The organism is Exiguobacterium sp. s75 (assembly GCF_018617145.1).
GTDB classification, from domain to species: Bacteria; Bacillota; Bacilli; order Exiguobacteriales; family Exiguobacteriaceae; genus Exiguobacterium; species Exiguobacterium profundum.
The window spans coordinates 1,587,084-1,610,946 of sequence record NZ_JACSJQ010000001.1 but is presented as its reverse complement, the minus strand read 5'-3'; the positions used below and the strand labels follow the sequence as shown (position 1 = coordinate 1,610,946).

Below are 23,863 nucleotides of genomic sequence, written 5' to 3'. Positions count from 1 at the left end.
CGCGAAACATGGCGTAAAGGACCTGTTTGTTTAGATGGGCACACTAATCTGTCTCGTCTCTTTATTCGAGAGCGTGTACGTCACGATGTAGTTCGAACCGGATACTTTCACACTCGCCGACCGGATCGTCGTCTTCGACTGGTCGAGTCGGATGAGCGTGAGATAGCGCACGTCTTTCCCGGTGTTATACGAGATGACTTGCGGACGAGGCTTCCATTCGTAATCCTCGACGGCGACGAAACTTGTGCTGTTGCGCATCGATGAATTTTTTAGGTTGAGCTGCATGAGTTGGATCGTCCGGCCGTTCGAGTCGCCATAGACGACGTTCTGGGTCGCCATCGAACTTTGGAGCAGTTTCAGACCTTCCGCCAGATGGAATCGCTGCACGAACTTCTCCTGTGTCGGAGAGCTGATCCGGTCGTAGACGACGAGCGTCTGCTCCTTGTCATAGACGAGCGTCCGGCGATGCGTCGCTCCTTTGCCGATGAGCTTGCTTTCGCCCATCGCAAGAAGGGACGGACCGAGGTTTTTGACGGTGACGATCTTACTCTTCTCGCGCATCGACGCGCTCAAGTCGAGATTCGCCCCATCCCGATGGACCGTATTGTGGGCATCGACCCCGAAGACGCGCTGACGTTCCGGACGGTTCGTGTAGCCGTAGCGGCCCGTCTCGATGATGAAGTCGCGACCGAGCCCGTACAAGTCGATGCTCAAATCATCAGCGTGCTTGTGGGCGCTACTGTGATAACCCGCCGTCATCATGACTTGCGTCGCCTGGTTGAAGGCACGCGGTGGGGCGGACCAATACTCCCGCATGAAGCTATACTGCGTGCTGATCTTCTTCACCGTGAGCGGTGGGCGTGATCCTTCCTTCCCTCCGGAGACCGCATAGGCGAGCTGTGGGAAGTCGTCGATATGTGGGATGATCGATGTCGTGCGCCGAGCCCCTGACGTGTCTCCGAAAATTGGGAGCGTCCCATTCGGCTTGACCATATACGTCAGCTGTTTTGGCATGTACTCGACACGGTTCATGCTCGACGGGAGCGTGAAGCGGTTGTCGTCCGCCCAGATGACGAAGCGGTCAAGCACGTGATACATATACGCCTGATAGCCCGGTGAATGCTCGAGGTGGACGGCGTCCGACGTGATGCTGTGGCGGATCTGTTTATCGAGCCGGCTGTCGGCAATCGTTTTCCATCTCGCGCTTTGGTCAAACTGCGGGAACGTCTGCGCGATCGCCGTGAGCGCCATGTCTTGGAACACCCCGTGGTTGTGTTCGTACTTATAGAAACTCGATGTCGCGAGCAACGTGCCGTGCTCATGGAGTGTCCGCAACATGAGACCCGTGAATGCCGTGTCTTTGTAAAGGGACGACGACTTATACACGTCCCAGAAGTTCAATAAGTGGAACGTCCGGACCGATGTACCGTGGTCATTATATGGCCAGCGGTACTGTTTGTAGTTGGCGACGGGGTGGGCTTTCGTCCAACTTTTCACGACGCGCATCCCGTATTTCAAATACGCGGTGTCTCCTGTCGCATTGTAGGCTTGCGTCAATTGGTTCAATACCGTCAAATAGTGAATCTGGAACGGATACGAGTTGCTTGAAGAGCTTGGGATGCTCCGATGCCAATCGAACGTGTCGATGTTTGGGACCGACAGACGATACGGTGTGGACGGGACGTACCAATTCCCCTTAAGGGCCCGGTTCGCGTAGTCGATTGCCTTCGCTTCGCTGAGACGCTCGTATTCATAAGGGACATGCGGTGCCATTTGTCGCATGTATTCGTGCGCCAGTCGTGCCGTCCCGCTCGATGTCAGGTTCGAACGGGTGATGGGATCGGCGAGTAAAAGCTTCGCCTGACTCTTCTTTATGTAGACTTTCTTCCCACCGCTCAGGGCGATGTAATACCAACCGGACGTACTGATCGCCGCATAGCGCTTCGTCGTCGAATAGGTCGCCACTTTCGTCAACTTCCCGCTTTTCATCTCATAGACGATGGCGTTCGGGACAGAGCGGATGTGGAAAGGGTGCGTCGCAGCTTGAGCGGAGTCGGTCGGGGTGACAGATCCCCACGCACCGATCAAGACGAGGACGAGTAAGATTCGTTTCATAGATACACCTCAAAAAATGGATTTACTTCTTTTTCAAAGTATACCATGAGGTGAGGTTATTTCCTTAATTTTCTATTTTAATTTAGAGTCGAGTTGATGTTTTGGTCGAAAATCGAAAAAACGTTTGACTCGATTCAGAAAAAGGTGAGAGGCGTCCTGGCTGCTTTCTCATAAAATAGAAAGGAGTGATGAAACGGAGATTGATAGAGGAGACGTGACGAGCGTGAGAAAACAAATGAGAACGATCATGATTGGGATGCTTGCGATTGGCGTCGGGGTAGCGGGAGTATTGTCTAGTCCCGTGTCAGAGACGGCCCAAGTGGAGGCGGCAGGGTTCAGTTATTCGGCAGACCAGTTACAGGCGTTGGCAACGTTGAATAAGTATCGTAAAGAGGCAGGAATGAACCCTGTCACACTAGACCCGTTCCTTACGAAAGCGGCAACGAACCATTATGCCTACTTAAACGCGAATGGTCATGCGTATGGACATAGTGAGGTAAAAGGGCATAAAGGGTTTACTGGAGTAACACATAAAGACCGAGTGAAGGCTGTCGGGGGAAGTACTGGACAGTGGTTAGGAGAGAATATTGTTTTTCAAGCAAGAAATAGCCCAAATAGTATTTATCAACTCATCCATAATGCACCTTTACACCGAGAAAGTTTATTGAACCCTGATATTCAGTCGGTTGGTTTTGCAGTAGAGAAAGGGAATCAAAAGGGTATGCAAGTCATCGTTATGCGTGTAGATAGTTACGAGCAACGTGACTCTGACCATGTATATCCCGTGCCAAACATGAAAAACGTCAATCCGTTATTTGCAGGTAACGAGATTCCAAACCCCTTAAAAGACTATGGCATCGACCAGTCGGGGCATATTTTAACGTACTGGTATCCGAGTGAGGCGTTTATTTACGATGAAAGCGATTTCTCATTTGTGTTAAAAGATTCAAAAGGTAATGTAGTTCCTGCTTTCGTTGATTTTAAACGAAATCAAGCGAGTCGTTTAATTCCTAAGAAAATGTTAAATTACAACGAAACGTACACTGCAACTGTAAAGTGGTACAGTCCTGACAACAATCAGCGAGGCGGTCGCACATGGTCATTTACGACAATGGTGAGACCACCCTATCTCGATTACTTGGAACCATCGGTGAAGGAGAGCAAAGATTACACATTAATTAAAGGCCAGCCGTTGTATGCGGACAGCAGTACACAAACCACACAGTTGATTCAAATTCCGACAAACGGAAAGGTTCGTTCAATCGAGAAACGTTCTTCATGGATGAAAGTAACCTACAAAGGAAAAACGGGTTGGGTTGCGGTGAAGAATTTAAAGGCGTATGTCGCACCTAAGACGGAGTCAAAATATGCCAACAAGAACATGAAGGCGTATACGACTCGTTCTTCTAAGGGGAAGGTCGCGTTCACAATCCCAAAAGGTAAGAAAGTGACACGTATTGTGGTCAACGGATCGTGGTCACAGGTCAAATATGGCTCTAAGACAGCTTGGGTGGCATCACGTGATTTGAGTTCGTCTGCACCTAAATAAAATACGCGTTTACAAAAATCCGACCCTCGCAGGTCGGATTTTTTCATGTTCATTCCAACGTCAGTCGTTCCACCGCATCCCGTAGATGATCCTCGCGCACGCGGATGTAGCGTCGGGTCGTCTTCGGTTCGCTATGCCCGAGCAACTCGGACAACGTCGTTTCCTTGACGCCCATATCATAGAGATGTGACGTGAAGGCGTGCCGGAGCGTGTGCGACGTGACGGATGTGCCGAGCACGTCCTCGGCGGCGCGTTTCAAATGACGGTTGATCGTCGTCTTGCAGATGAGGTCACCACGAGCACTCGGGAAAACATATGGCGAATCGATACATCGGCGCTCTTCCTCCAGATACGTCGTCATCATCGCATGCGTCGCATCGTTCAGTGGGACCTTGCGCGGTTTCCCCGTCTTCGATTCGTGGATGTACAGGAGACGCGCATTCAAATCGATGGCATCAAGTGTCAATTGTCTCACCTCGTTGATGCGCATCCCTGTATGCAACTGGAGCGTCAAAAAGGTTCGGTACAACGGGACGTCAATCGCATCGATGACTCGGTGTAGGTCGCTTGGCGTAGGGACGTCCGAAGGTGGGCGTTCGGTCACTTTCACGCGAAGGTGATGAAACGGATTGTGCGTGACGAGTTGCTCGGTGATCGCCCAGTCATACAAACCACGGAGTGCGCTCAAGTAATTGTTGATGGTCACCGGTTGGCATCCTTCCGAGCGGAGGGCATTGATATACGGCATGACGTCCTGTCTCGTCTTGAAGTCATCGAGGGTTCGGTTCTGTCCCATGATTCTCTCGAAACGGGCGAACTTATAGGTCGCCTGACTGACCGTGTTGTCCGATTTTCCGGTCATGCGTAAGTAGTGAACGTGCTGGTCGACAGCGTCTTTCATGTGTAAGGTCATCTTCATTCTCCTCTTACTTATCGTCCTCACGGAGCATCCGCTGGAGTTCGGCCTTGTAGGCGCGGAGGCGGCTCGGGGAGTACCCGAGCGATGCTTCAGTTCCGTGAAGCATATGGCAGAGTAAGGTGAAATGACGATTTGGTAAAGTGGAACGCTTGTCGTCGAGCCAGAGGGACAGCGGCATCTCACTCTTGTCGATTTGCTCGGGGAGTCGTTCACTCGTCACCTCGTGTTGGAGCGTCTTCGCCTGCTTGGCGCGCTCGTTCAAGATCGCTCCACGGATGCGGATGAAACAGTAGGTTTTCCCTAGCGTCTTGCCGTCTTGAATGGCTCGCCATAGGGCGATCCGTGCCGTCTGGGCGGCATCGTCGACTTCGTTCGGATGAAGATGGAGTTGGCGGATGACGTAATAGATCATCGGTTCCCACTCTTTGATTTGTTCGTTTGCGTCTGGCATGAAGGGCTGCTTTCCCGCGCGCGTCTCAAGTTTCCTAGGTGGTTACAGCATAATGGTTGTTATGCGGTTTTCGCACCTCGCCAACCGTGTCGTTTCGTCAAATCAAATCGGATGTAGCCTCGAAATGCTGTATCCCATTTGCGCCAAGCCTTATGGATCAAAAGCACGGATTCTCTATAACAACCATTATAGGAGGACGGAAGGGGAAACAATCTTCAGATTGTCGAGTCTTGTCGATAAATTTCGGACGACCTTATCAAAAAATATGTAGGCTAAATGAGGAGGGTGGTGATATATTAAATGTCGGAAAAATTTATTTTTTTACATAATAAAAAGAAAAAAGGGATGAAAAATGAATAAAAAATCCATTATTAAACAAAAAATGATGATTTTGATGGTCATGATTTTGTTAGTATCTACTTTGTCACCTGTCGAAGCATCGGGCACGCTGACCGTTCAGGCATTTGAGCCTGACAGCAAGACGCTCATGGGACAGACATCGTACACAGAGCCATTATATTATGGTGTGGATCAAACGATTCGACCTGTTAGTGTGAAATCGGACGGAACGTTCACTGTCTCATTAGCTGAGGCAATAGGGGAACGAATCGTGACATTCTATCAAAAGGATGACGTCTATTACAAACCAGTTCAGCGAGTGAGTGCCTCCGTGATTGAAAAAGGTCCGATCCCGCCAAACTTTTATGGAGTCGAATCTGGAAAGATGCAGCTTCAGTCAAATCCTGGTTATGAAATCATCGCGATTTATGATGGTGAAACATATCGGGGCGTCGAGATACTTTCAATTCCCAAAAAACAAGGTACCGAAGTGAAAGCTTATACGAAAGCGTCGAATGGGAAACGAAGTGTCACTGGAAGCTATTCGTTCGATGATTCTTTTGATTTACCGATTCAGGTCGACTCGATGCAATGGAGTCAGTCGCGTGTTCACGGTACGACCTTGCCTTATCAGAATGTCCGTCTCACTCTTTATGACCGGACCCTTTCCACTGTCTCGGATGCGAATGGTCATTTCGAAGTAGAGTTGTCGATTCCGTTCGATGACTACATTAAAGGGCTCACAGGTAGAGTGGAAGTGCTCCATCCAAACAATGAAGTGCTTGTCGAGAAAGAAGTGAAGATTGATCCGGTCCGTTTGACTTCGGAGCAGCCTTACTATTCCGTCGCCCAATATTTCGGTGTGTACGGTGTGACAGATCCCGACATGACTGTCACATATGATGGAGAAAAAGTAACGGTAGACGAGTCAGGACTATTTTATATTTCACTTCGAACGGACGGAACGTCGCATAAAACCATCACATACAAAAAAGATGGAACTGTTTTAGCGGAACAATCGATTCGTCAGTACGTGGATTCTACGTTCCCCTTGACGATTGAGGCGACACCATCTACCGTATCGGGCAAACTATCGGGAGAAACAGAACCGAATGCTAAGCTATTCATCCGTTCTGATAACGGGGATTTCTCAGTACAAGCAGATTCTAATGGAAAGTTCTCTACGGAGTTACCGCTTTTTGAGTCGGGAGTATATGAATTCTATCTTCAAACAGATTTCGGGATGCAACGGTTATCTACGTCCATCTCGGTAAAAGAAGAACGCATGATTGCCGAGCCGACGGTACGCTTTTTGAATGAAACGATGTATATCGAGGCATCCTTACCGGCTCGGGAAGCAGAAGTGCAGATTATGCGTAAAAACGGGGAGATTGAAGTAGCTCGTACTTCATTATACGAAGGAAAAGGTGAGGTTCATATTCCGTACGGTTCGACTTATCGACTTCGAGTCAGTACGGGAGAACAGGTTTCTCCATATGTTGATGGCATCCATCAAGCGATGACTGCCCCGACGCTCACCCGTTTCATCGAAGGGGAGAAAGTGGTGTCGGGTCATGCAGAGCCGAATGCGACGGTCGTCTTCTATAATCGCGTCCAAGAATGGAATCCTGAGGGCACGAGAATGGAAGTGAAGACCGGGACCGACGGCGCTTTCTCCTTCACACTTCAACAAGAGTTAAAAAAATGGACCTATCGTTTCGCTGTCGAGAGTAGCGACAAGAAAAATATCACAACATATGAGTTTACGCCAAAAGATGAGACTGCACCAAATTTGACGATCAATGGTCAACCTAATACGACGACTCTCTCTGAAATGACAGAAACGGTTCGGGTACAGAGTGATGACCTCATTGATGACTTGAAAGTGGAATACTTTACTAACGGGGCTTGGGAAACGGTTGATTCGATTTCAAGATGGCGTTATGCTTTTGACTTAAAACCAAATACTGGGGCTACATTTAAAGAAGCAGGCGTGAGCCAAATTCGAATTCAGGTGGTCAACCCGAACGGATTAAAGCGAGTGGTCACACTTACTGTCAAAGACATCACACCTCCATCGCTCGTACTCGATCGGCTCTTATATGGGGACCAGGTCATCTCTGGCAAAACAGACCCGCTCACGTTAGTACGTTTCGGAAGAACAGGTGACGTTACACAACGTGCGGATGAAACGGGACGTTTCTCCTTTAAGCTTGATTATCCTGTATCCAAGTATTCAATGAATCTGTTTCCGGTCACCGTCGTGGATGAGGTCGGAAACAAACGGACGTTGACGCCGGACGTGTTCGACTATCGCATCGAGGACGTTCGAATCAACGCAGGCGGAACGAAACTGTGGTTGGCTAACGAAACACGCCGGATCAGTTACTCTGCCTACGACTTGATTGTGAATGGGCAAAAGATTAATCTGTCCAATTATGATACGACCATTAACTTGCCAGAGCCTGTCAGCTATCCGGTGAATGTGGAACTGCGACTTCGGAACGAGGATGGTACGGTACGTTATACATTCAGTAAGACACTCCAAGGTCCGTCCACGTTGACGACGCCGAAAAATTTGAAAGCTTCTTCAGACCGTCGGACGATCACGGGGCAACTAGATCCATACATCTCGTTCGATATTTACGACAAGTCTGGGAAACGCATCACCTCGAACCGTGCGAAGGCGGACGGAAACTTTGCGGTCGCCATCGTTCGACCGCTCGTGGCGAACGAATCGCTTCGCATCATATCGAAAGATGCATTTGGGCAGACAAAATCGATGACTTTCAAAGTCGCCGACAAGACGCCACCGGTCAAACCGACGATTCAACAAGTGGTCGTCCCACTGAAGCAAATCACTGGAAAGACAGAAGCGGGAGCGACCGTCCGCATCATGTATCGTAGCAAGACGTATACGACCAAAGCGGACTCAAAAGGCATCTATCGTTTGAACGTGTCGAACTGGCTCGCTGGTCAAAAGATCTCGGTGACGGCTCGTGATGCCGCTGGAAACACATCATCCGCGACAACGACCGTGATCCTCAAAGCCTTCCGGACGGCGAGTGTCTCGGCGATCCGCACGACGAGTACGTCCGTAAGTGGAAAAGCGGATGCGAGAGCGAGCGTCAAAGTGTATGCGAATAATCGCCAAGTCGGAAAGACGACACGGGTCGGGTCGAGTCAATCGTTCAAGATTGCCATTCCGAAACAGAAAAAAGGAACGAAGATGACCGTTCGCATCTATCGGGCAGGCTATGCCACGGTGGAACGGAAGTTGACGGTTTATTGATTTATGACACCCACTCCTCAACAAGTGGGTGTTTTTATATTGAAAAAATAATAAAAAAGGTAAATATAATCCAAAATAAAGTTGTTTATTCATAGATAGGTGGATATAATTTACAGGGTAAAATCAAACAGAAACTGTGAGGAATATCATGAAACCTTTGTATACACGATTATCGATCGGCGTGCTGAGTGGGATGCTCCTGTTCGCCCCGCTCACGGCCGATGCGGCGGCAAACTCGGACTTTAACGCCCGTGTCGCCCCGTCGACGACGCTCCTAGAAATGAAAGACAAGAAGTTAGTCCCGCTCCAGAAGACGAACGCGACGAAAGAGTATCGCATCGTCCGCCCGTCCGGTTGGTATTATCTGGCCATGTCAGGCGGCAAACGCATTTACGTGAAGAAGAGTCAAGCCGAGGTCGTCCCGGCCCGCTCGTTGACGAAATCACGGATCCAATCGGCGACGAACCGTCCGCTCATTCATACATACATGAAAGAGACCGATGCCCACATCCCGTATGAGTATGCTCGCTTGACGACCGAAGATGCGAAAATGTATGCGGATCAGGCACTCGCCGGCAATTGGTACATCCCGGCGGAGCCGAAACAATTGTCCGTACCGAACATCGACACGTTCAATTGGCATAAAGACGTCCCGGATGTCAACAATGACTCGTTCCCGTTCCAAATCCACTACATGACGGTGTTGAACCAATTGACGCAGGCGTATAACGACTCGGGCGACCTCGCCTATCTCAAATATGGCGAGCGTCTCGTCAAAAGCTGGACGAAAGCGCATCCGGCCTATAACTATAAACGACTCAAGTGGGGATACAACGACCAGGGCACTGCGCTCCGCGTCTTCCATCTATTGAACTTCTGGGACGTGTACAAGCAGACGTCGCTCAACAAAGACCCGGCGTTCACCGAGCTCATCTTGAAGACGCTGTACGAGCATGGCGAGATTTTAGCATCCGCTGACTTCTATAAAAAAGAGCACAACCATGGAATCTTCCAAGACATGGCGCTCACGGCGATTGCACAGACGTTCCCAGAGTTCGACAAGAGCAAGACGTGGCAGTCGCTCGCGAGCTCGCGCCTTCAGGCCCAACTCGCCTTTAGCATCTCGCCTGACGGGGTCCATCTGGAGCATTCACCGTACTACCACGTATATGTGTATGAAACGTTGTCGCAGTTTATCGAATGGGCCGACGCCAACGCCTTCGTCTTGCCGTCGCGGTCGGGATATATCGAGAAGATGCCGGACCAGCTCACCTATATGTTGAAGCCGAACCGGACGCTCCCGATCTTCGGTGATACGACTGGTTATTTAAAAGATATGAACATTATTCCAAAGACCGAGAACTATCCGGAACTCTCCTACGCCGTCAGTGGCGGGGCAGAGGGGACGGTGCCGCAACTGTTGACGAAACAACTCGGCGACCAGTACAGCTTCATGCGCGAATATTGGTCACGTCCACCAGAGTCGTTCTCGGGAGCGACCCAAGTGATGATGACGGCGGGGTATCATAGTACCGGTCACAAGCACGCCGATGACTTGAGCATCGATCTGTACGGGCTCGCCCGTGACTTCATCGTCGAGACGGGACGCTTTGGCTACTCGAAGGACCCACGACGCCGGGAAGTGTTCAAGGTCGAGGCGCACAACACCGTGCACCGCTATGGGGAAAATCTTGACTTGAGTAAAAGTATGGTCGGCAAGAGCCGAATCGTATCGGTCGAGGACAAGGGCGATACGAGTATCGCCATCGGAGAAAGTGCCCTCGTCGGGAAAGGTGCGACTCATCGCCGGACGCTTGTCTATGACAAGGCGAAGACGCTCGTCGTCTACGACAAGATCACTTCGCCGACTCCGGACATGTTCGTGCAGCGATTCCATCTCGGCGACGGCTTGAAGCCATACGCCGGTTCGACGGACGCGCAGAACGTGACGTTCCGGGATGACAAGCGCCGGACGATCCAGTTGATGCAGCTCGAGACGGACGAAGAGTCGTACATGTCGATTCAGCCGAGTCACTTGTCTGTCCGCAACTTCGAATGGAAGCCGCGTGAACAAGTCGTCTCGATCGAGTATGGGGATGACGTCCGTTACCTCACGCTCATCCGGATTGACCGGACGAGCACGTCGATCGTCGACGCCTCGTTAGCCGAGCAACCGGAGCAATACGTCGTCACGTATACGCTCTCGAACGGCACGACGAATACGATCAACGTACCAAAATGAGCAGGGCCCAGCGAAAGCTGGGCTTTTTTGTGTGAACGACTGGGTAACTCTTGAATCCCACCATTTGCTAAGGTAGAATTTTCAAGTATAACAAATGACAAGTGAGGGAACGAATGGAACATTCAATCGCAAGACTCGTCGCCCAATTTGGTGGCTCGCTCGCGGCACGGGGGAGCCACGGGTGGGACGTCGTCATCTCGGCGGGGACGATGTGTTATCAGTGGAAAGGAAGACGGGTCGTACCGGAGGCGCGACTCGAGAAGACCGGGACGGGTCGGCTCATACGCCCGTACGGTCGTTATTACGTCGTTCGTCTTGACGGCAGACAGACGCTCGTCTCAGCGTCCGATACGATGCTCGTCATGACGCGCCCGCTCACGAAAGCGAGGCTGTCCGACCGGATGGACCGCCTGCTCGTGCATCAGTACATCCAGGACAAGCGGCCGATCGCCCCGTATCGATATGAGCGATTGACGGACGACCAGGCCGTTCGCTTTGCGGACGGTGTCTTACAAGGCGACTGGTACATTCCGGCAGCACCCGACGCGTTACGTGTCGCGGACGTCGCCACGTTCGATTGGGATCAGATGGTGCCGCGGGTGGACAACAACTCCTTTTACCTCCAGCTCCATTATTTGACGACCGTCCATCAGCTGACCCGTGCCTTCGAGGTGACGGGAGAGACGGCTTATGTGGAACACGCCGCCCGTATCGTCGATAGTTGGCATACACGTCATCCTGCATTCACGGTCAGTCGGAAACGTGAGGCGTACCATGAGCACGGCACGGCGATCCGTGTGTTCCATCTGCTCGGATTCTTTGAGGCGTACCGCTGTGCACCGATCGAACGTGACCCATCCATGACCGAGAAGCTGTTGAAGATGCTGTACGATCATGCCGTCTTGTTGGCGACGCCGACGTTTTATCGGCCGCGCCATAATCACGGGCTGTTCCAGAACATGGCGCTCTTCGCCATCGCCTCCTGTTTCCCAGAGTTCGACCGGAGCCCGGAATGGGAACGGGTCGCCCGCGCGCGTCTCGATGCCCAGCTCGATTCGAGTCTCGCCACAGACGGGACCCATCTCGAACATTCGCCGGGCTATCACGTGTACGTCTATCATATGTTGAGCCGCTTCGTCGACTGGGCGAACGTGAACGGCTTCCCGTTATCCGACCGGTTTGACGTCATCGACGCGATGCCGGACCGCCTCGTCCATCTGATCAAGCCGAATCGGACCCTCCCGATGGTCGGCGACACGGGCGGACAGATTCGGGGACGGCATCTGATTCCGGACGTCGAGTCACATCCGTCACTCGCTTACGCGTTGAGCGGGGGAGGGGAAGGGGTTTGTCCGTCTGAACGGATGGTGAACCTCGGCTCGAACTATGCCGTCATGCGTGAATATTGGACCCATGTAAAGCGTCCCTTCAGTGATGCGACCTATATTTTGATGACGGCGGGCTATCACGGTGCGGCCCACAAGCATGCGGACGACCTGAGCCTCGAACTGTATGGGCTCGGGCGTGATTTCATCGTCGAGACGGGGCGATATGGGTATGCGGACTGCGAGGAACGCTTGGAGGCGATGCGCGTCACGTCACACAACACGGTGCATCGCCTCGGGGACGAGCTCGATTTGTCGGTCGAGCGGGTCGGAGAAAGTGGGATTGTATCTGTTGAACCGACTGGAAAGCAGGTGATGGCGACAGGGGTGAGCCGTCTCATCGGAAAAGAGGCCCTCCACACTCGGAAGGTCGTCTACGATCAAGCGCGGACGCTCGTCGTCTTCGACCGCATCACGTCACCAGAACCGGATTTGTTCGTTCAGCGCTTCCATGTGGCGCCGGGGCTCGACCTCGTCGAAGGGTCGCCGGAGTCCCAAAACGTCCGGTTCATGGATGCGTCGAATCGCGCCATGCAGATCGTCCAACTCATGACAGGGGAAGAATCGTATATGACGATCGAAGAAAGTCACGTGTCGGCTCGTGATTTCGAATGGGTGAGTCGTCCACAGGTCGTATCCATCGAATGTGGCACGGACGTCCGCTTCTTGACCCTCATCCGACTCGACCGGACGCATTCTCGCATCGTGAAGACGCAAGTGGAAGAAACAGGGGATAGGTACATCGTCTCATATTGGCTTGAGAGCGGGACGAAGCACGTCATCCGAATTCCGTATTGACTCGATTATAAAAAAATCAGACGAATTTGAGTTTTTCCTTGATGATTTTTGCCAACAATATTACAATAATTGTATAAGAATCATGTATATCATTTACATATGCGAAAATGTTTGGATGATGATAGGGATAAAGTCATGCATTCTTTTGAACTAGTTCTAGGCAAAACGCATGAAGGAGGACCTAATGAGTCGCAAGGAAAGACGGATGAAAAAGAGAATGATGAGTGGGCTTCAGGTAACGCTTGTCGCGATGTTGCTGGTGGCGGGGGTGTTTTGGACGCGCGCGGCGGACGATGCGGAAGCGAATGACTTCATTCTTCCGTCCACGACCGGCGAACAGTTGACGTTCAGCGGGATGGCGCTTCGCCTCGACCCGAAAAGAGGACCGTACATTCATGGGAATGCTTCCCATTACCCACGTGGATTTAAAGAAGTGTATATCGATCAAAACCGCGGTTATTTGACGGTCAAGCGGGACCGCTTCGACTCGGTCGTCTCGATCATCACGGACCCGGACGAGACGCTCACGGCCCGTGGAATCACCATCGGTTCATCAGGTGGTGGCGTCATTACGAACTTATATTTCTATAAAGACGGGCGCCTGCTCAATTTGGCGGACCCGAACGATTACGCGATTATAGCGGGCGTATACTCAAACGTCTGGTTGACGATCATCAGTCAGCCGAACGGACAATGACATCCTCAGCCGAGGATGTCATTTTTTGTAGGCTTCACTTGTAGACGGCGTCTTTGTAGCCGAATGATCGGATCGTGAGGTTGTTCAATCGTTTCGCTCCGTGCATCTCAAAGATGATGGTTTCGGACGATTTCCATCCTCCGAGGTTGATCTTGTCCGTTGAGACCGGACCCCCATCTCGATAGTTTGCGTTCACATCGACGGAGAAGAAGTGAGTGTTTCGTAACCATTCCTTGTCACTCGAACGGATGGCGACATACGTCCGATATCCGGATTCGATCACTTTCGCCTCAAAGGCAGGCGGCTCTTTCTGATAGGCAGAGAGCGGTTTGTCATTGATGGAGACGAGTTCGATTCGAGATTCCGGGTAGTTCGGACGCTCGACTGCTTTCGTTTCCATGACGAGGCTACGAGTCGTATTGCCGTCGATGGTGACGAGTCGAATCGATCCGACAGGGAAATCGTACACAAACGTCTGATCTTTCTCCTGGCTGATATACCATTCTTTCTTCTCGATGAGTGGACGTTTGAAACGGATTGACTGCAATGTGCCATCCGCGACCATTGCGGTGACAGCACGTGTATATTGATTGTAATAAGAAGCGTTGTCGACATGGTCATGGAACGTCTGGATTTTCAGTTGAGAATCTGACGTATGCACGTAGGCCGGTGTCGTCTGTTTCGTCGTCATGACCGCATCGACGAGACGGACGATGTCTTTCAGGTCGGTCGCCGAGTTGACGAGGCGTTTGCTCGGTCCAGCCGCCTCATTTTGGCGAAGTGCCGTCACATAGTCGCCGACACGCGCTGTCGTGTAGGGAATGTTCAACGTGTCGAGAGTAGCCGTGACCGATGCTTCGTTCACGTTCGAGAACATCTTGTCGATGGCGAGTTCGGCTTTCCCCATTTTCTTCCCGCGAATCGTCTTCGATGGCTTGATCGAACCGATGACGCCGTTCTTTCCTCCGAGGACATGCGTCTTCGTCGGTGCCGCGACGGTACGGACTTTGAGCGTGCTCGTCCCGCGTACGACGACATCTGTGTTGCGGATGTTCAAGAAGCCGACCTCTCCTGTATACCGAACAGGAATCTCATATGAATATTCCGTATCTTTTGAGATGTCCCACCGTTCGATTGTTCCTTTTCCGGCGATCTGGACTTCCCCTGCCGTATGGAGTTGCTCGATCTGACCGTTCAAGGTGAGTTTTTGTACCTCACCATCGATTGCAGGGTCATGCGCATGTGCGTTCGCGACGACTTGACGGAGCGGTCCTGCCGTCGTCAAGGTGAAGTTCGGTGACATCGGATTCCAAGGGATGTATAAGCTGTCGATCCGACTCGCTGCCGCTTTGTCGATGACGAGCGAGCTGGCAGGTTGACCGAGCGGGAAGAAACTGAGCTGTTTCCAACCGATCAACGTACGGTCCTTTGTTTTCGGTACGACTAGCATGCTTTTAAGTGCCGTGCCGTTCTTTTGGAAGAATGGCTTGAGTGCTGGGTCGATCTTGTAGCTGGTCCCGGAGATACTAACGATGTCCGTGCCCTTATAGCTCATGACTTCGTTCATATCATAGGAAGCAATCGGTGTCTCGAGCGGCATGACGGACCGCATGGAGAGATACCCCTTCGTTTTACCGATTTGGACGTGGGCCCAAGAGTTCGTCTTGCTGAGGAGCGCGACTTTCGTGTTCGTCTTCACGGTCATCAAGGTCTTGGCCCCTTTTTGCGTAGACGCCTTCAGTGGGGTGGATTGGACTGTCTTATACGACGGTGATGCCGCCTCGACGGACTGCATCCCGAACAGGACGACGAATAATAGACTAAAACCTAACAATTTTTTATACATAAATGTACCTCCTTCTTTCTAGAAACCATTATATCCCAAATGGTTTTGCCATCTCTCGCCTATTTGTCATAAAGAGGGAATCGTTTTTTGTGGAAATTGTAAAAAGGTTAAAAATCTTCAATTTGTGATTGTTTATTGGACGCGTTTCCGGTACGTTAGAACTAGAGCGAATTGTACATATGGGGGAAAAACGGACGACTTTGGGGCAATGAGATTACATATAAGTCGAACGATGTAAGCGCTTTCCTCTATGTGTCTTGTTCGCAAATCCGAAAGGGGAACTGGACATGGCAAAGAAATCATCACGTAAACTGTATACAGCGCTTGCCGTAGCCGCTGTATCGACGGCATCACTCACGCCAGCTGCTGTCACAGAAGCTGCACCGAAAGCATCGGTCGTCAAGGCGAAGTCAGGGTATGTATACAAAGGAGATTTGGATGCAGCACTCGACGCTACATATAAAGGGGCGCCAATCTACTGGTACAAATCAAGCGTTGACCTCGAGAAGCTCGGCACGTTCCAAACAGCACGTGGGATCGTAAAAGGAAAAGGCATGTACATCGAGAAACGTGTACGCGTCCTCGATCATCCACTTGAAATCCTTCCGCCGTCTGAGCCACTCGTGTTCAAACAAGGGAAGCCAGCAGTCGGAATCGTGAAGCAAGATGTGCGTTTCGCGAGCGGCACTTACGAAAAACCAGTTCGTTGGAGCGGGATCAACACAGATGAAGTCGGCGAATTCGTCGCGACGGCTACATACACGAACCGCGGAAAAACGATCACACTCGAAGTTCCATATAAAGTAGAAGGATACAAGCTCTCGATCATGCACACGAACGACACGCACGCAGCGCTCAAGTACGCACCGAACCGTGCGACAGCCATCAAGCAAGTTCGTGCCGAGAAGCCAGATAGCCTCTTGATCGACGCAGGGGACGTCTTCTCAGGATCGCTCTACTTCAACGAGTTCAAAGGTCAAGCCGACCTCAAACTCATGAACTACATGAAATACGACTTGATGGTGCCAGGTAACCACGAATTCGACCTTGGTACGGAACAAGGACATAAAGAACTTTCTGACTTCGTCCGCTATGCGAACTTCCCGTTCGTCAGCTCGAACGTGGACTATTCAAAAGACCAATACATGAAGAACTTGTACCGCAACGAAACGACGGATAAGGCGTATAACGGTCGTTTGTATGAAGGAGTCATCAAAGTGGTCGACGGCAAGAAGGTCGGATTCTTCGGTTTGACAACAGAAGAGACGGCTACAATCGCTAGCCCAGGGCCAATCGAATTCCAAAACTACATCACAGAAGCACAAAAAGCAGTCGATGCGTTCGAAGAGATGGGTGTCGACCAAATCGTTGCGGTCTCACACCTTGGATATAACGACAACCCAGCATTCGACAACGATCAGTTGCTTGCTGAGAACGTAGATGGCATCGATATCATCGTCGGTGGTCACACACATTCACGCTTGAACCAGCCGGTCATGGTCACTGAAGGCAAAACTGAGCCGACATTGATCGTTCAAGCATATCAATACAGCGAGTTCCTCGGGACACTCGATGTCGAGTTCGACAAAGACGGGAAAATCGTCAAACATGCAGGTAGCTTGATTGATGTGAAGCCACTTCAGCCGGACCCATACGCGGTCTCACTTCTCGCACCGTTCAAAGAAGTGGTTGATGGCATCAGCAACGACCCAATCGGCGTCTCACTCACGGCACCACTTCTCAACCCACGTGTAGATGACGAAGGCAATGAAACCGGTGTGAGTGTTCGTAAAAACGAAACAGCGCTCGGAAACTTGATCACAGACGGTATGCTCACGAAAGCGAAAGAGTATGATTCAGCTGTCATCGGTGCCGTTCAAAACGGTGGTGGAATCCGTGCGAAAATCGACCAAGGTCCAATCACGACAGGTGAAGTGTTGACGACATTACCGTTCGGAAACACGCTCGCGATCATGGACTTGAAAGGTAGCGAATTGAAAGCGGCCTTTGAGCGTAGCGTTGGCGTTTACCCGCTCGAAAGTGGTGGCTTCCTCCACGTATCTGGATTCAAAGTGTTGTTCGACAGCTCGAAACCGGCTGGCGAGCGCATCGTTAGCTTGGAATACAACAACGGCTCAGAATTCGTAGCAGTAGATGATGCGACGAGCTATAAAGTCGCAACGAACTTCTTCACAGCGCAAGGTGGAGACAACTACGCTGAGTTCAAGAAAGCATTTGATGAAGGCCGCGTCAATGACCTCGGTCTCATCGACTGGGAAAACTTCCGCGATCACTTGATCAGCCTCGGTGAAGAAGTCACACCGGCTGTTGAAGGACGGATCGTCGACGTCAATGCTGCAGAGTAAGTGAATAATGGTTTTAGGGACGAATTTCTAAAGAGAAATTGCCCTGTGACTATCGATGGACACTCGTTTCAAGCTACTTGGAACGGGTGTCTATTTTATTGAGGTGCTTCAATCAAATTACTTTTATATCAAGTTGTTCAATAAGTAGAAGAGCGGGTATAATATAATTAAGTTTCGTTTGTTTCGTTTGTTTCGAAAGTGAGGATGAGATGTATGCTGAAAGATTACAAAAATCATAAAGATGACATCATGAAGGTGCTTGAACGGGATGCTCAACTTGAAAAAATAGAAGTCGCCACTGAATTGAATAATGACCTAAAGCGTCAAAGTGCTGTTCGCCGTGCAATCAATGCGCTTAAAGAATATGAGCAAAGCCTTGATATCAAATTGTCAGAACGAGAAGAAGCAATCGTGAGTCAATACACCGTTTCAGAAAACCTCATTCATCTGTTGCCGAAATATCTTACTGTAACTGAGGTCGGAAAATTACTCTCCATCTCTCCTCAAATGGTAAGGCGGAAGTGTATGGCAAATGAAATTGAAGCGCATCGTACATTGAACGGGAAAGGGAAATGGCGAATCCCTTCCTCACAATTTGTGAGTCATCCTGACTTAGAAGAACTTTTGCTTGAACTTCAAGAACAACGACGATCGTCCGAACGACTCGCTTCTGTATTATTACAGGACGTCGATGAAGTGAAAGAGTGAAATGATGATTGTTAAATACGTGATTGATACGAATGTGATTCGAGATTTGAGTGCGCGTTCTAATGACGTTGAGGCACAAAAACATCAGAAGCAGTGTCAACACTTTTGGAAAAAAATCAAAGAGGATTCTAATGCGATTTTGATGATTCCTGAAGAGGTGAAAGTTGAACTAGATGTACAACTATTGGCAGAAATCCCGCCGAAACCGAATGAACGCCAACGTATTCTCGATGCTGTGAACGATTGTCAAATCGTCTATGAGAAAAGTACGCGTGAAATTGAGAATAAGTTGAGGGAGTTAAGCGCCATTCTAAAAGCTAAATATGGGTCGCGCATTCATGAAGAATGTCAACTCACACCGCAACACATGCAAGTGTCGGATGCGAGGATTCTGAGTGCAGCTTATGAGCAAGATGCGATATTAGTGACACGGAATATCAAAGATTTCATTTTATCAAAATTAAGCGAGAATACTCCCACTTCTAAACGTTAAGGACAGGGCTTACGTGAAAGTGGGAGATGAATCGCCAGCCTTTTCTTCGGGTAAAATATCTTCAAAGGTGGTGACCGTCACATGGTGAAGCACAAGGGCTATAAATTCCGGATCTATCCGACGAAGGAACAGGAACTCCTGATTGCCAAGACGATCGGATGTTCCCGGTTCGTGTTCAACCATTTCCTGTCGAAATGGGACGCGGCCCATGAAGCGACCGGCAAGGGACTGTCGTATGATGCCTGCTCGAAAGAACTTCCCATGCTCAAGCAGGAATTCGGTTGGTTGACGGAAGTGGACAGCACGGCCGTCCAGAACAGTGTCAAACACCTGGCCGACGCGTATAAGAAGTTCTTCAAGAAAAAGGGGAATCATCCCCGTTTCAAGTCGAAGCGAAACCCCGTCCAATCCTATACGGCGAACATCCAGGGCAAGTCCCAGCTCCCCGAGGTCTCGATCGTCGGGAATCGACTCAAACTCCCGAAGCTGAAGTGGCTGCGTTTCGCCAACTCGAGACAGGTCGAGGGTCGCATCCTGAGCGCCACGATCCGATGCACGGCTTCGGGTAAATATTTCGTCTCCCTTCTCGTAGAGCAGGAGATCGGTGAGCTGCCGAAGACCGGTTCATCGGTCGGCGTCGACGTCGGGCTGAAGAACTTCGCCGTTCTATCGGACGGCACATTGTACAAGAACGACCGTTACTTCCGTACGCTCGAGAAGAAACTGGCACGGGAGCAACGTAAGTTGTCCCGTCGTCAGCGCATCGCCCTGAACAAGAGGGTGAGACTCTCCGAGGCGAAGAACTACCAGAAGCAGAAGCGGAAGGTCGCCCGCATCCACGAGAAGATCGCCAACAAGCGCACCGACTTCCTACATAAGGTGTCGACCGAAATCGTCAAAAACCACGACGTCATTGGCATCGAGACCCTGCAGGTGAAGGACATGCAGAAGGACCGCAAGTTGAGCAAGTCGATCGCCGAAGTGAGCTGGTCGGCGTTCTTTCGCATGCTCGAGTATAAGGCCGGCTGGTACGGCAAGACCGTCGTGAAGGTCGGGAAGACCTTCGCCTCGAGCCAATTGTGTTCGAGTTGCGGCCATCGACACCAAGACGTGAAACATCTTGGTCTGCGTGAATGGACATGCCCGGCTTGTGGGGTCCACCACGACCGTGATGTGAACGCAGGACTGAACTTGAAATTAGAAGCTGAACGCATCTTAGCTTCTTCAACCGTCGGGACGACGGGGCTAGCCTGATCAGGTTTCTCTCGTTAGAGAGGATAACTCAGGAATCCCCACCTCTAAGCGAAGCGTAGGTGGGGGTAGTTCAAATCTATTCTTGTCCGAAGCGGATGAAGAGGTTCTTTATGATACGGGTAGGGGCGAATATCTATCTGTCTCTACTGAATTGCATGAGGCAGTACTGTCAGATGAAGAATTCTCAGCAAGACTAGAAGATTTCTTTGAGATTTGGAATCAACTTGATTAGACGTTTTGACATGTCATCATTATGAGTGAGGTATTCCTCGAGACGGATCCATTTATGGGTCCGTCTTTTTTGTAGGAAACTCGGGCGTGTGCATTTGTCATCAAATTGCGACCGACATGTAACTCTGTTAAGATACGATAAGATGAAGAAATACTGATTACTTAAAAAAGGTGGAGCGGACGTATGGATGTAAAAGCGACGCTACGCGACGTGCAAAAGCATATCGCGTGGTTAAAAGAAGAAAAAGAACGAGTCAACCGAAAAGAGGCATTGGTCGGGGATGACTTGATTACCTTAGATGAACTTCCTTCTTTGTCGAGACAGGCGCAACGCCCGCGTCTAGATGACAAACTGTTCGAGGAACAACAAACCGCATTACAGGCAGAGCTCGAAGCAGCTCGGAAACGCCTCCCAGAACTTGATGTGACACGCATCCAGTCGAACGGGAGCAGTTTTTATGAGAAGGCGAATGTGCATGTCGCGTTCGTCGGACCGGTCAAGCGGGCCAAAGAGCTCGAACGTCTTTGTCACACCCATTACTTTGAGAACGTGACAGGCTTTTTAGAGTTGCTTGAAGCAGAAGACATCGATTTCCTGCTCATCTCGGCAGCGCTCACAGAAGATGAGACGACGGCCTTCCATCACATGGGGACGCCACGCTCGCACTCTCGTCACTGGCTCGGAAACTTGATTCGCAAGGCGAAACAAAAGGAGATCCGTGTCGTCTTCGAAACGACACTCGATACGAATCATTTCGACCGCTTCTCTTCACTTGCCGCACAATGTGATTACATCTTCACGGCAAACGAGGAGCGTGTAACGGAATATATGGAAGAAGCCGGGCATGAACGGGTCTTCGTCATCCGCCCGGGAGTCGACCCGCTTCATGTGAACCCGATTGGAATGACGCGTGGCAAGACAGACCGTGTCGTCGTGACGAACCGTTTTCCCGTCCAGCGGTTCGCAAAAGATTTGGAGACGCTCGCGCAAGGCGTTCGCGATGCGAACAAAGAACTCTATGTGATGCGTGAGGCGAATGAGTCGAAAGCGTCACTCGCACCAAAGTCGCTTCAAGATGTCCTCGTCCATGGGGACCCTGAGGATATGGAGAAGCTGAGAGAGACATCGAATTGGGTGCTTCACGTCAATGAAGTGAAGCACAGTCCGACGATGAGCGCGCAAGCCATCTATGAGGCACAGGCCCGCGGACAACTCGTCTTGACGAATTACAACGTGGCCGTCAACAACGACTTCCCGAACGTGTTCATCGCGACAAGCGCCTTGGACGCACAAGGGATTTTAGAGATGTTTAAGACGGACGAAGAGCGTCTCGAGCATCAACTGTCTGGTGTCCGGACCATCTTCTCGAATCATACGATGTACGACCGCTTCAGTGAGATGTTGTTCACTCTCGGCATCCACCATGAAATCCGTCGCGACGTCCTCGTCATTGGTCGCGGTGATGTGACGGCGACGCGCGAACAGTTCGAGCGTCAGTCGTATCCGCACAAGCGCTTCGTCGCCGAAGCGGAGCTACAAGAAGTCGACCTACGTACAGCCGACTTTGTGACCGTGTTTGACGACAGTCATCACTATCTCGACTACTATGTGGAAGACTTAGTCAACGCCTTCAAATACACGGACGTCTCGTTCGTGACGAAAGGGCAGGACACCATCCATGAGTTCGTAGAAGATTATGCTGATGTGGCCTTGACGATGTTCGCGGCTAGTCACGTGTCGCTTGAGACGCTTCGGAACGACCAACGCGTCGAAGGTCAAGGCTATGCTATCGATCATTTCGAACTCCTCGCCCCAGACGACGTGCTCGTCCCGAACGAACCAGGTGACTATCAGCTTTCGATGATCGTCCCGATTTATAACAACGGTCGCTATCTATACAACAAGTGCTTCTCGAGTCTTCGCCGTAGCTCGATGTTTGAAGACATGGAAATCTGGCTCGTCGACGACGGTTCAACGGACCAAGAGACGATCGGCTATATCGAACGTCTCGTCCGGAAGTATCCGAACGTCTACACGTACTCGTTCAACGACGGCGGTAGCGGGAGCGCCTCACGTCCACGGAACAAAGGGGTGGAGCTCGCGACGACGCCATATATCGCTTTCCTTGACCCGGACAATGAAGCGGTCAACGACGGCTATGCGGCACTGTTCCGTGTCATGCAAGAGGACGACTCGCTCGACCTCGCAGTCGGAAGTATGTTGAAGCTTGCGAACCGTGAGGCGATGATTGAGTTAGACGGTCTTGAAAAAGATGGCGTTCGCGTCATCGAAGACCCGAGAGCGTACTTGCTCGAGCACAACTTCAAGGTGCAGAGTATCCAGACGATGGTCATCAAAAAAGACTTCATCCAGAAGCATGATTTGAAACAAGTCATCGGTGCGGTCGGGCAAGACTCACTCTTCTTCCAAGAGATGTTCCTCAACGCAGGACGCGTCGCCCTGCTCGACTTGACGATCCATGACTATTACGCGGCCGTCGCCGGTTCGACGGTCAATACGATCACGAAGAAGTACTTTATGAAGTGTGTCATCCGGGAGACGGCACGGGCGAAAGCGTTCGCGCGCGAAGGCGTACTCGACCAATACCGCTCGACTCGATTCGAACGGTTCTTCTCGATGTGGTACCTCGTCTTCTTACGCCGCAGCAAACCGGAAGAGTTTGTCGACAATGCCGGTATGCTTTATGAAATCATCGAACAGTATCGTCCGATGGAATTAGAGACGCCGATTGTAAAACAATTCGTCGACTTATATGAATCAGGACAAACAGAAGAATTGAAGCGTCTCTATTTTGACGCATACTTGTGAGGTGAGACCATGAGCAACGAATTTGAAAAAGAAATCGGATTGTTGAAACAGCGAATCAAACTGCAGGAAGAAGAGATTCGTCATTTGAAACACGATGAACGTCTATTACGTCAAAAGCATCGACGACTCGTTCAAAAGTATGGAGATCTTCTGTACACGTTTGAATGGACCGTGAAGACGTTCGAGAAGAAAGAGCAAGCGCTCAGTGACTTGAAACGTAAATATGATGTGTTGAATCAGAAGTATCGTCGTCTTGTGCAATCGAAAGCCGGAAAAGCGATTTTGAAGGCACAGGCGGTTGCACGACGCATTCGCAAATAAAGAATCGAGTTCGAAAGACTCGATGAT

Annotated in this window: 15 protein-coding genes; 11 read left to right on the top strand and 4 right to left on the bottom strand. The window is 50.7% G+C overall.

The genetic code is table 11. The features are described 5' to 3' along the window. Positions 1–30 precede the first annotated feature (30 nt). Positions 31–2,115 carry a heparinase II/III domain-containing protein gene (locus tag KNO68_RS08250; RefSeq protein WP_215112322.1) on the bottom strand — a complete coding sequence of 695 codons (2,085 nt, stop codon included), beginning with the start codon at positions 2,113–2,115 and terminating at the stop codon, positions 31–33. A 223-nt stretch (positions 2,116–2,338) separates the two neighbouring features. Here KNO68_RS08250 and KNO68_RS08245 point away from each other — a divergent pair, with 223 nt between their 5' ends. Next, positions 2,339–3,664 carry an SH3 domain-containing protein gene (locus tag KNO68_RS08245; RefSeq protein WP_215112321.1) on the top strand — a complete coding sequence of 442 codons (1,326 nt, stop codon included), beginning with the start codon at positions 2,339–2,341 and terminating at the stop codon, positions 3,662–3,664. Positions 3,665–3,713: 49 nt separating this feature from the next. Here KNO68_RS08245 and KNO68_RS08240 read toward each other — a convergent pair whose 3' ends face one another. Continuing rightward, positions 3,714–4,577, bottom strand: a complete 864-nt coding sequence (locus KNO68_RS08240; RefSeq protein WP_214811116.1) for a tyrosine-type recombinase/integrase — start codon at positions 4,575–4,577, stop codon at positions 3,714–3,716. A gap of 13 nt (positions 4,578–4,590) precedes the next feature. After that, positions 4,591–5,034, bottom strand: coding sequence for a sigma factor (locus KNO68_RS08235; RefSeq protein ID WP_211782378.1), 444 nt, complete (start codon positions 5,032–5,034; stop codon positions 4,591–4,593). A 352-nt stretch (positions 5,035–5,386) separates the two neighbouring features. Here KNO68_RS08235 and KNO68_RS08230 point away from each other — a divergent pair, with 352 nt between their 5' ends. The 4 genes from KNO68_RS08230 to KNO68_RS08215 all read left to right on the top strand — a co-directional run bounded on the left by KNO68_RS08230 (position 5,387) and on the right by KNO68_RS08215 (position 13,787). Beyond that, positions 5,387–8,665, top strand: a complete 3,279-nt coding sequence (locus KNO68_RS08230; protein WP_215187613.1) for an Ig-like domain-containing protein — start codon at positions 5,387–5,389, stop codon at positions 8,663–8,665. 148 nt (positions 8,666–8,813) lie between these two features. Further along, positions 8,814–10,907 (top strand): heparinase II/III family protein, encoded by a 2,094-nt coding sequence (locus tag KNO68_RS08225; RefSeq protein WP_215112319.1) that lies wholly within the window; start codon positions 8,814–8,816, stop codon positions 10,905–10,907. Between the two features lie 113 nt (positions 10,908–11,020). After that, positions 11,021–13,090 carry a heparinase II/III family protein gene (locus tag KNO68_RS08220; protein ID WP_214873185.1) on the top strand — a complete coding sequence of 690 codons (2,070 nt, stop codon included), beginning with the start codon at positions 11,021–11,023 and terminating at the stop codon, positions 13,088–13,090. Between the two features lie 184 nt (positions 13,091–13,274). Further along, positions 13,275–13,787, top strand: a complete 513-nt coding sequence (locus KNO68_RS08215) for a hypothetical protein (protein WP_214873187.1) — start codon at positions 13,275–13,277, stop codon at positions 13,785–13,787. 34 nt (positions 13,788–13,821) lie between these two features. Here the strand turns inward: KNO68_RS08215 and KNO68_RS08210 are convergent, their stop codons facing one another. Further along, positions 13,822–15,633: a hypothetical protein gene (locus KNO68_RS08210; protein ID WP_214873189.1), complete on the bottom strand. Its 1,812-nt coding sequence runs from the start codon at positions 15,631–15,633 to the stop codon at positions 13,822–13,824. 287 nt (positions 15,634–15,920) lie between these two features. On the opposite strand from KNO68_RS08210, the gene KNO68_RS08205 reads away from it, so the two are divergent. From KNO68_RS08205 to KNO68_RS08180, 6 genes are all read left to right on the top strand, one after another. Further along, on the top strand, positions 15,921–17,999 hold the full coding sequence (locus KNO68_RS08205) for a bifunctional metallophosphatase/5'-nucleotidase (protein ID WP_214730353.1): 2,079 nt from the start codon (positions 15,921–15,923) through the stop codon (positions 17,997–17,999). Positions 18,000–18,212: 213 nt separating this feature from the next. Beyond that, on the top strand, positions 18,213–18,707 hold the full coding sequence (locus KNO68_RS08200) for a helix-turn-helix domain-containing protein (RefSeq protein ID WP_168169861.1): 495 nt from the start codon (positions 18,213–18,215) through the stop codon (positions 18,705–18,707). A 4-nt stretch (positions 18,708–18,711) separates the two neighbouring features. Further along, positions 18,712–19,200 (top strand): PIN domain-containing protein, encoded by a 489-nt coding sequence (locus KNO68_RS08195; protein ID WP_214687353.1) that lies wholly within the window; start codon positions 18,712–18,714, stop codon positions 19,198–19,200. An 81-nt stretch (positions 19,201–19,281) separates the two neighbouring features. Further along, positions 19,282–20,454, top strand: a complete 1,173-nt coding sequence (tnpB, locus tag KNO68_RS08190) for an IS200/IS605 family element RNA-guided endonuclease TnpB (RefSeq protein ID WP_215112318.1) — start codon at positions 19,282–19,284, stop codon at positions 20,452–20,454. Positions 20,455–20,869: 415 nt separating this feature from the next. Further along, positions 20,870–23,515, top strand: coding sequence for a glycosyltransferase (locus tag KNO68_RS08185; protein ID WP_215112317.1), 2,646 nt, complete (start codon positions 20,870–20,872; stop codon positions 23,513–23,515). Between the two features lie 9 nt (positions 23,516–23,524). Beyond that, entirely contained in the window at positions 23,525–23,836 is a 312-nt protein-coding gene (locus KNO68_RS08180) for a hypothetical protein (protein ID WP_074036034.1), read from the top strand. Positions 23,837–23,863 lie beyond the last annotated feature (27 nt).

Bases quoted from the DNA above. Each gene is read 5' to 3' on its own strand.
- KNO68_RS08250 (WP_215112322.1), bottom strand. From the start codon at position 2,115: ATGAAACGAATCTTACTCGTCCTCGTCTTGATCGGTGCGTGGGGATCT.
- KNO68_RS08240 (WP_214811116.1), bottom strand. From the start codon at position 4,577: ATGACCTTACACATGAAAGACGCTGTCGACCAGCACGTTCACTACTTA.
- KNO68_RS08235 (WP_211782378.1), bottom strand. From the start codon at position 5,034: ATGCCAGACGCAAACGAACAAATCAAAGAGTGGGAACCGATGATCTAT.
- KNO68_RS08230 (WP_215187613.1), top strand. From the start codon at position 5,387: ATGAATAAAAAATCCATTATTAAACAAAAAATGATGATTTTGATGGTC.
- KNO68_RS08225 (WP_215112319.1), top strand. From the start codon at position 8,814: ATGAAACCTTTGTATACACGATTATCGATCGGCGTGCTGAGTGGGATG.
- KNO68_RS08220 (WP_214873185.1), top strand. From the start codon at position 11,021: ATGGAACATTCAATCGCAAGACTCGTCGCCCAATTTGGTGGCTCGCTC.
- KNO68_RS08215 (WP_214873187.1), top strand. From the start codon at position 13,275: ATGAGTCGCAAGGAAAGACGGATGAAAAAGAGAATGATGAGTGGGCTT.
- KNO68_RS08210 (WP_214873189.1), bottom strand. From the start codon at position 15,633: ATGTATAAAAAATTGTTAGGTTTTAGTCTATTATTCGTCGTCCTGTTC.
- KNO68_RS08205 (WP_214730353.1), top strand. From the start codon at position 15,921: ATGGCAAAGAAATCATCACGTAAACTGTATACAGCGCTTGCCGTAGCC.
- KNO68_RS08200 (WP_168169861.1), top strand. From the start codon at position 18,213: ATGCTGAAAGATTACAAAAATCATAAAGATGACATCATGAAGGTGCTT.
- KNO68_RS08195 (WP_214687353.1), top strand. From the start codon at position 18,712: ATGATTGTTAAATACGTGATTGATACGAATGTGATTCGAGATTTGAGT.
- tnpB (WP_215112318.1), top strand. From the start codon at position 19,282: ATGGTGAAGCACAAGGGCTATAAATTCCGGATCTATCCGACGAAGGAA.
- KNO68_RS08185 (WP_215112317.1), top strand. From the start codon at position 20,870: ATGGATGTAAAAGCGACGCTACGCGACGTGCAAAAGCATATCGCGTGG.
- KNO68_RS08180 (WP_074036034.1), top strand. From the start codon at position 23,525: ATGAGCAACGAATTTGAAAAAGAAATCGGATTGTTGAAACAGCGAATC.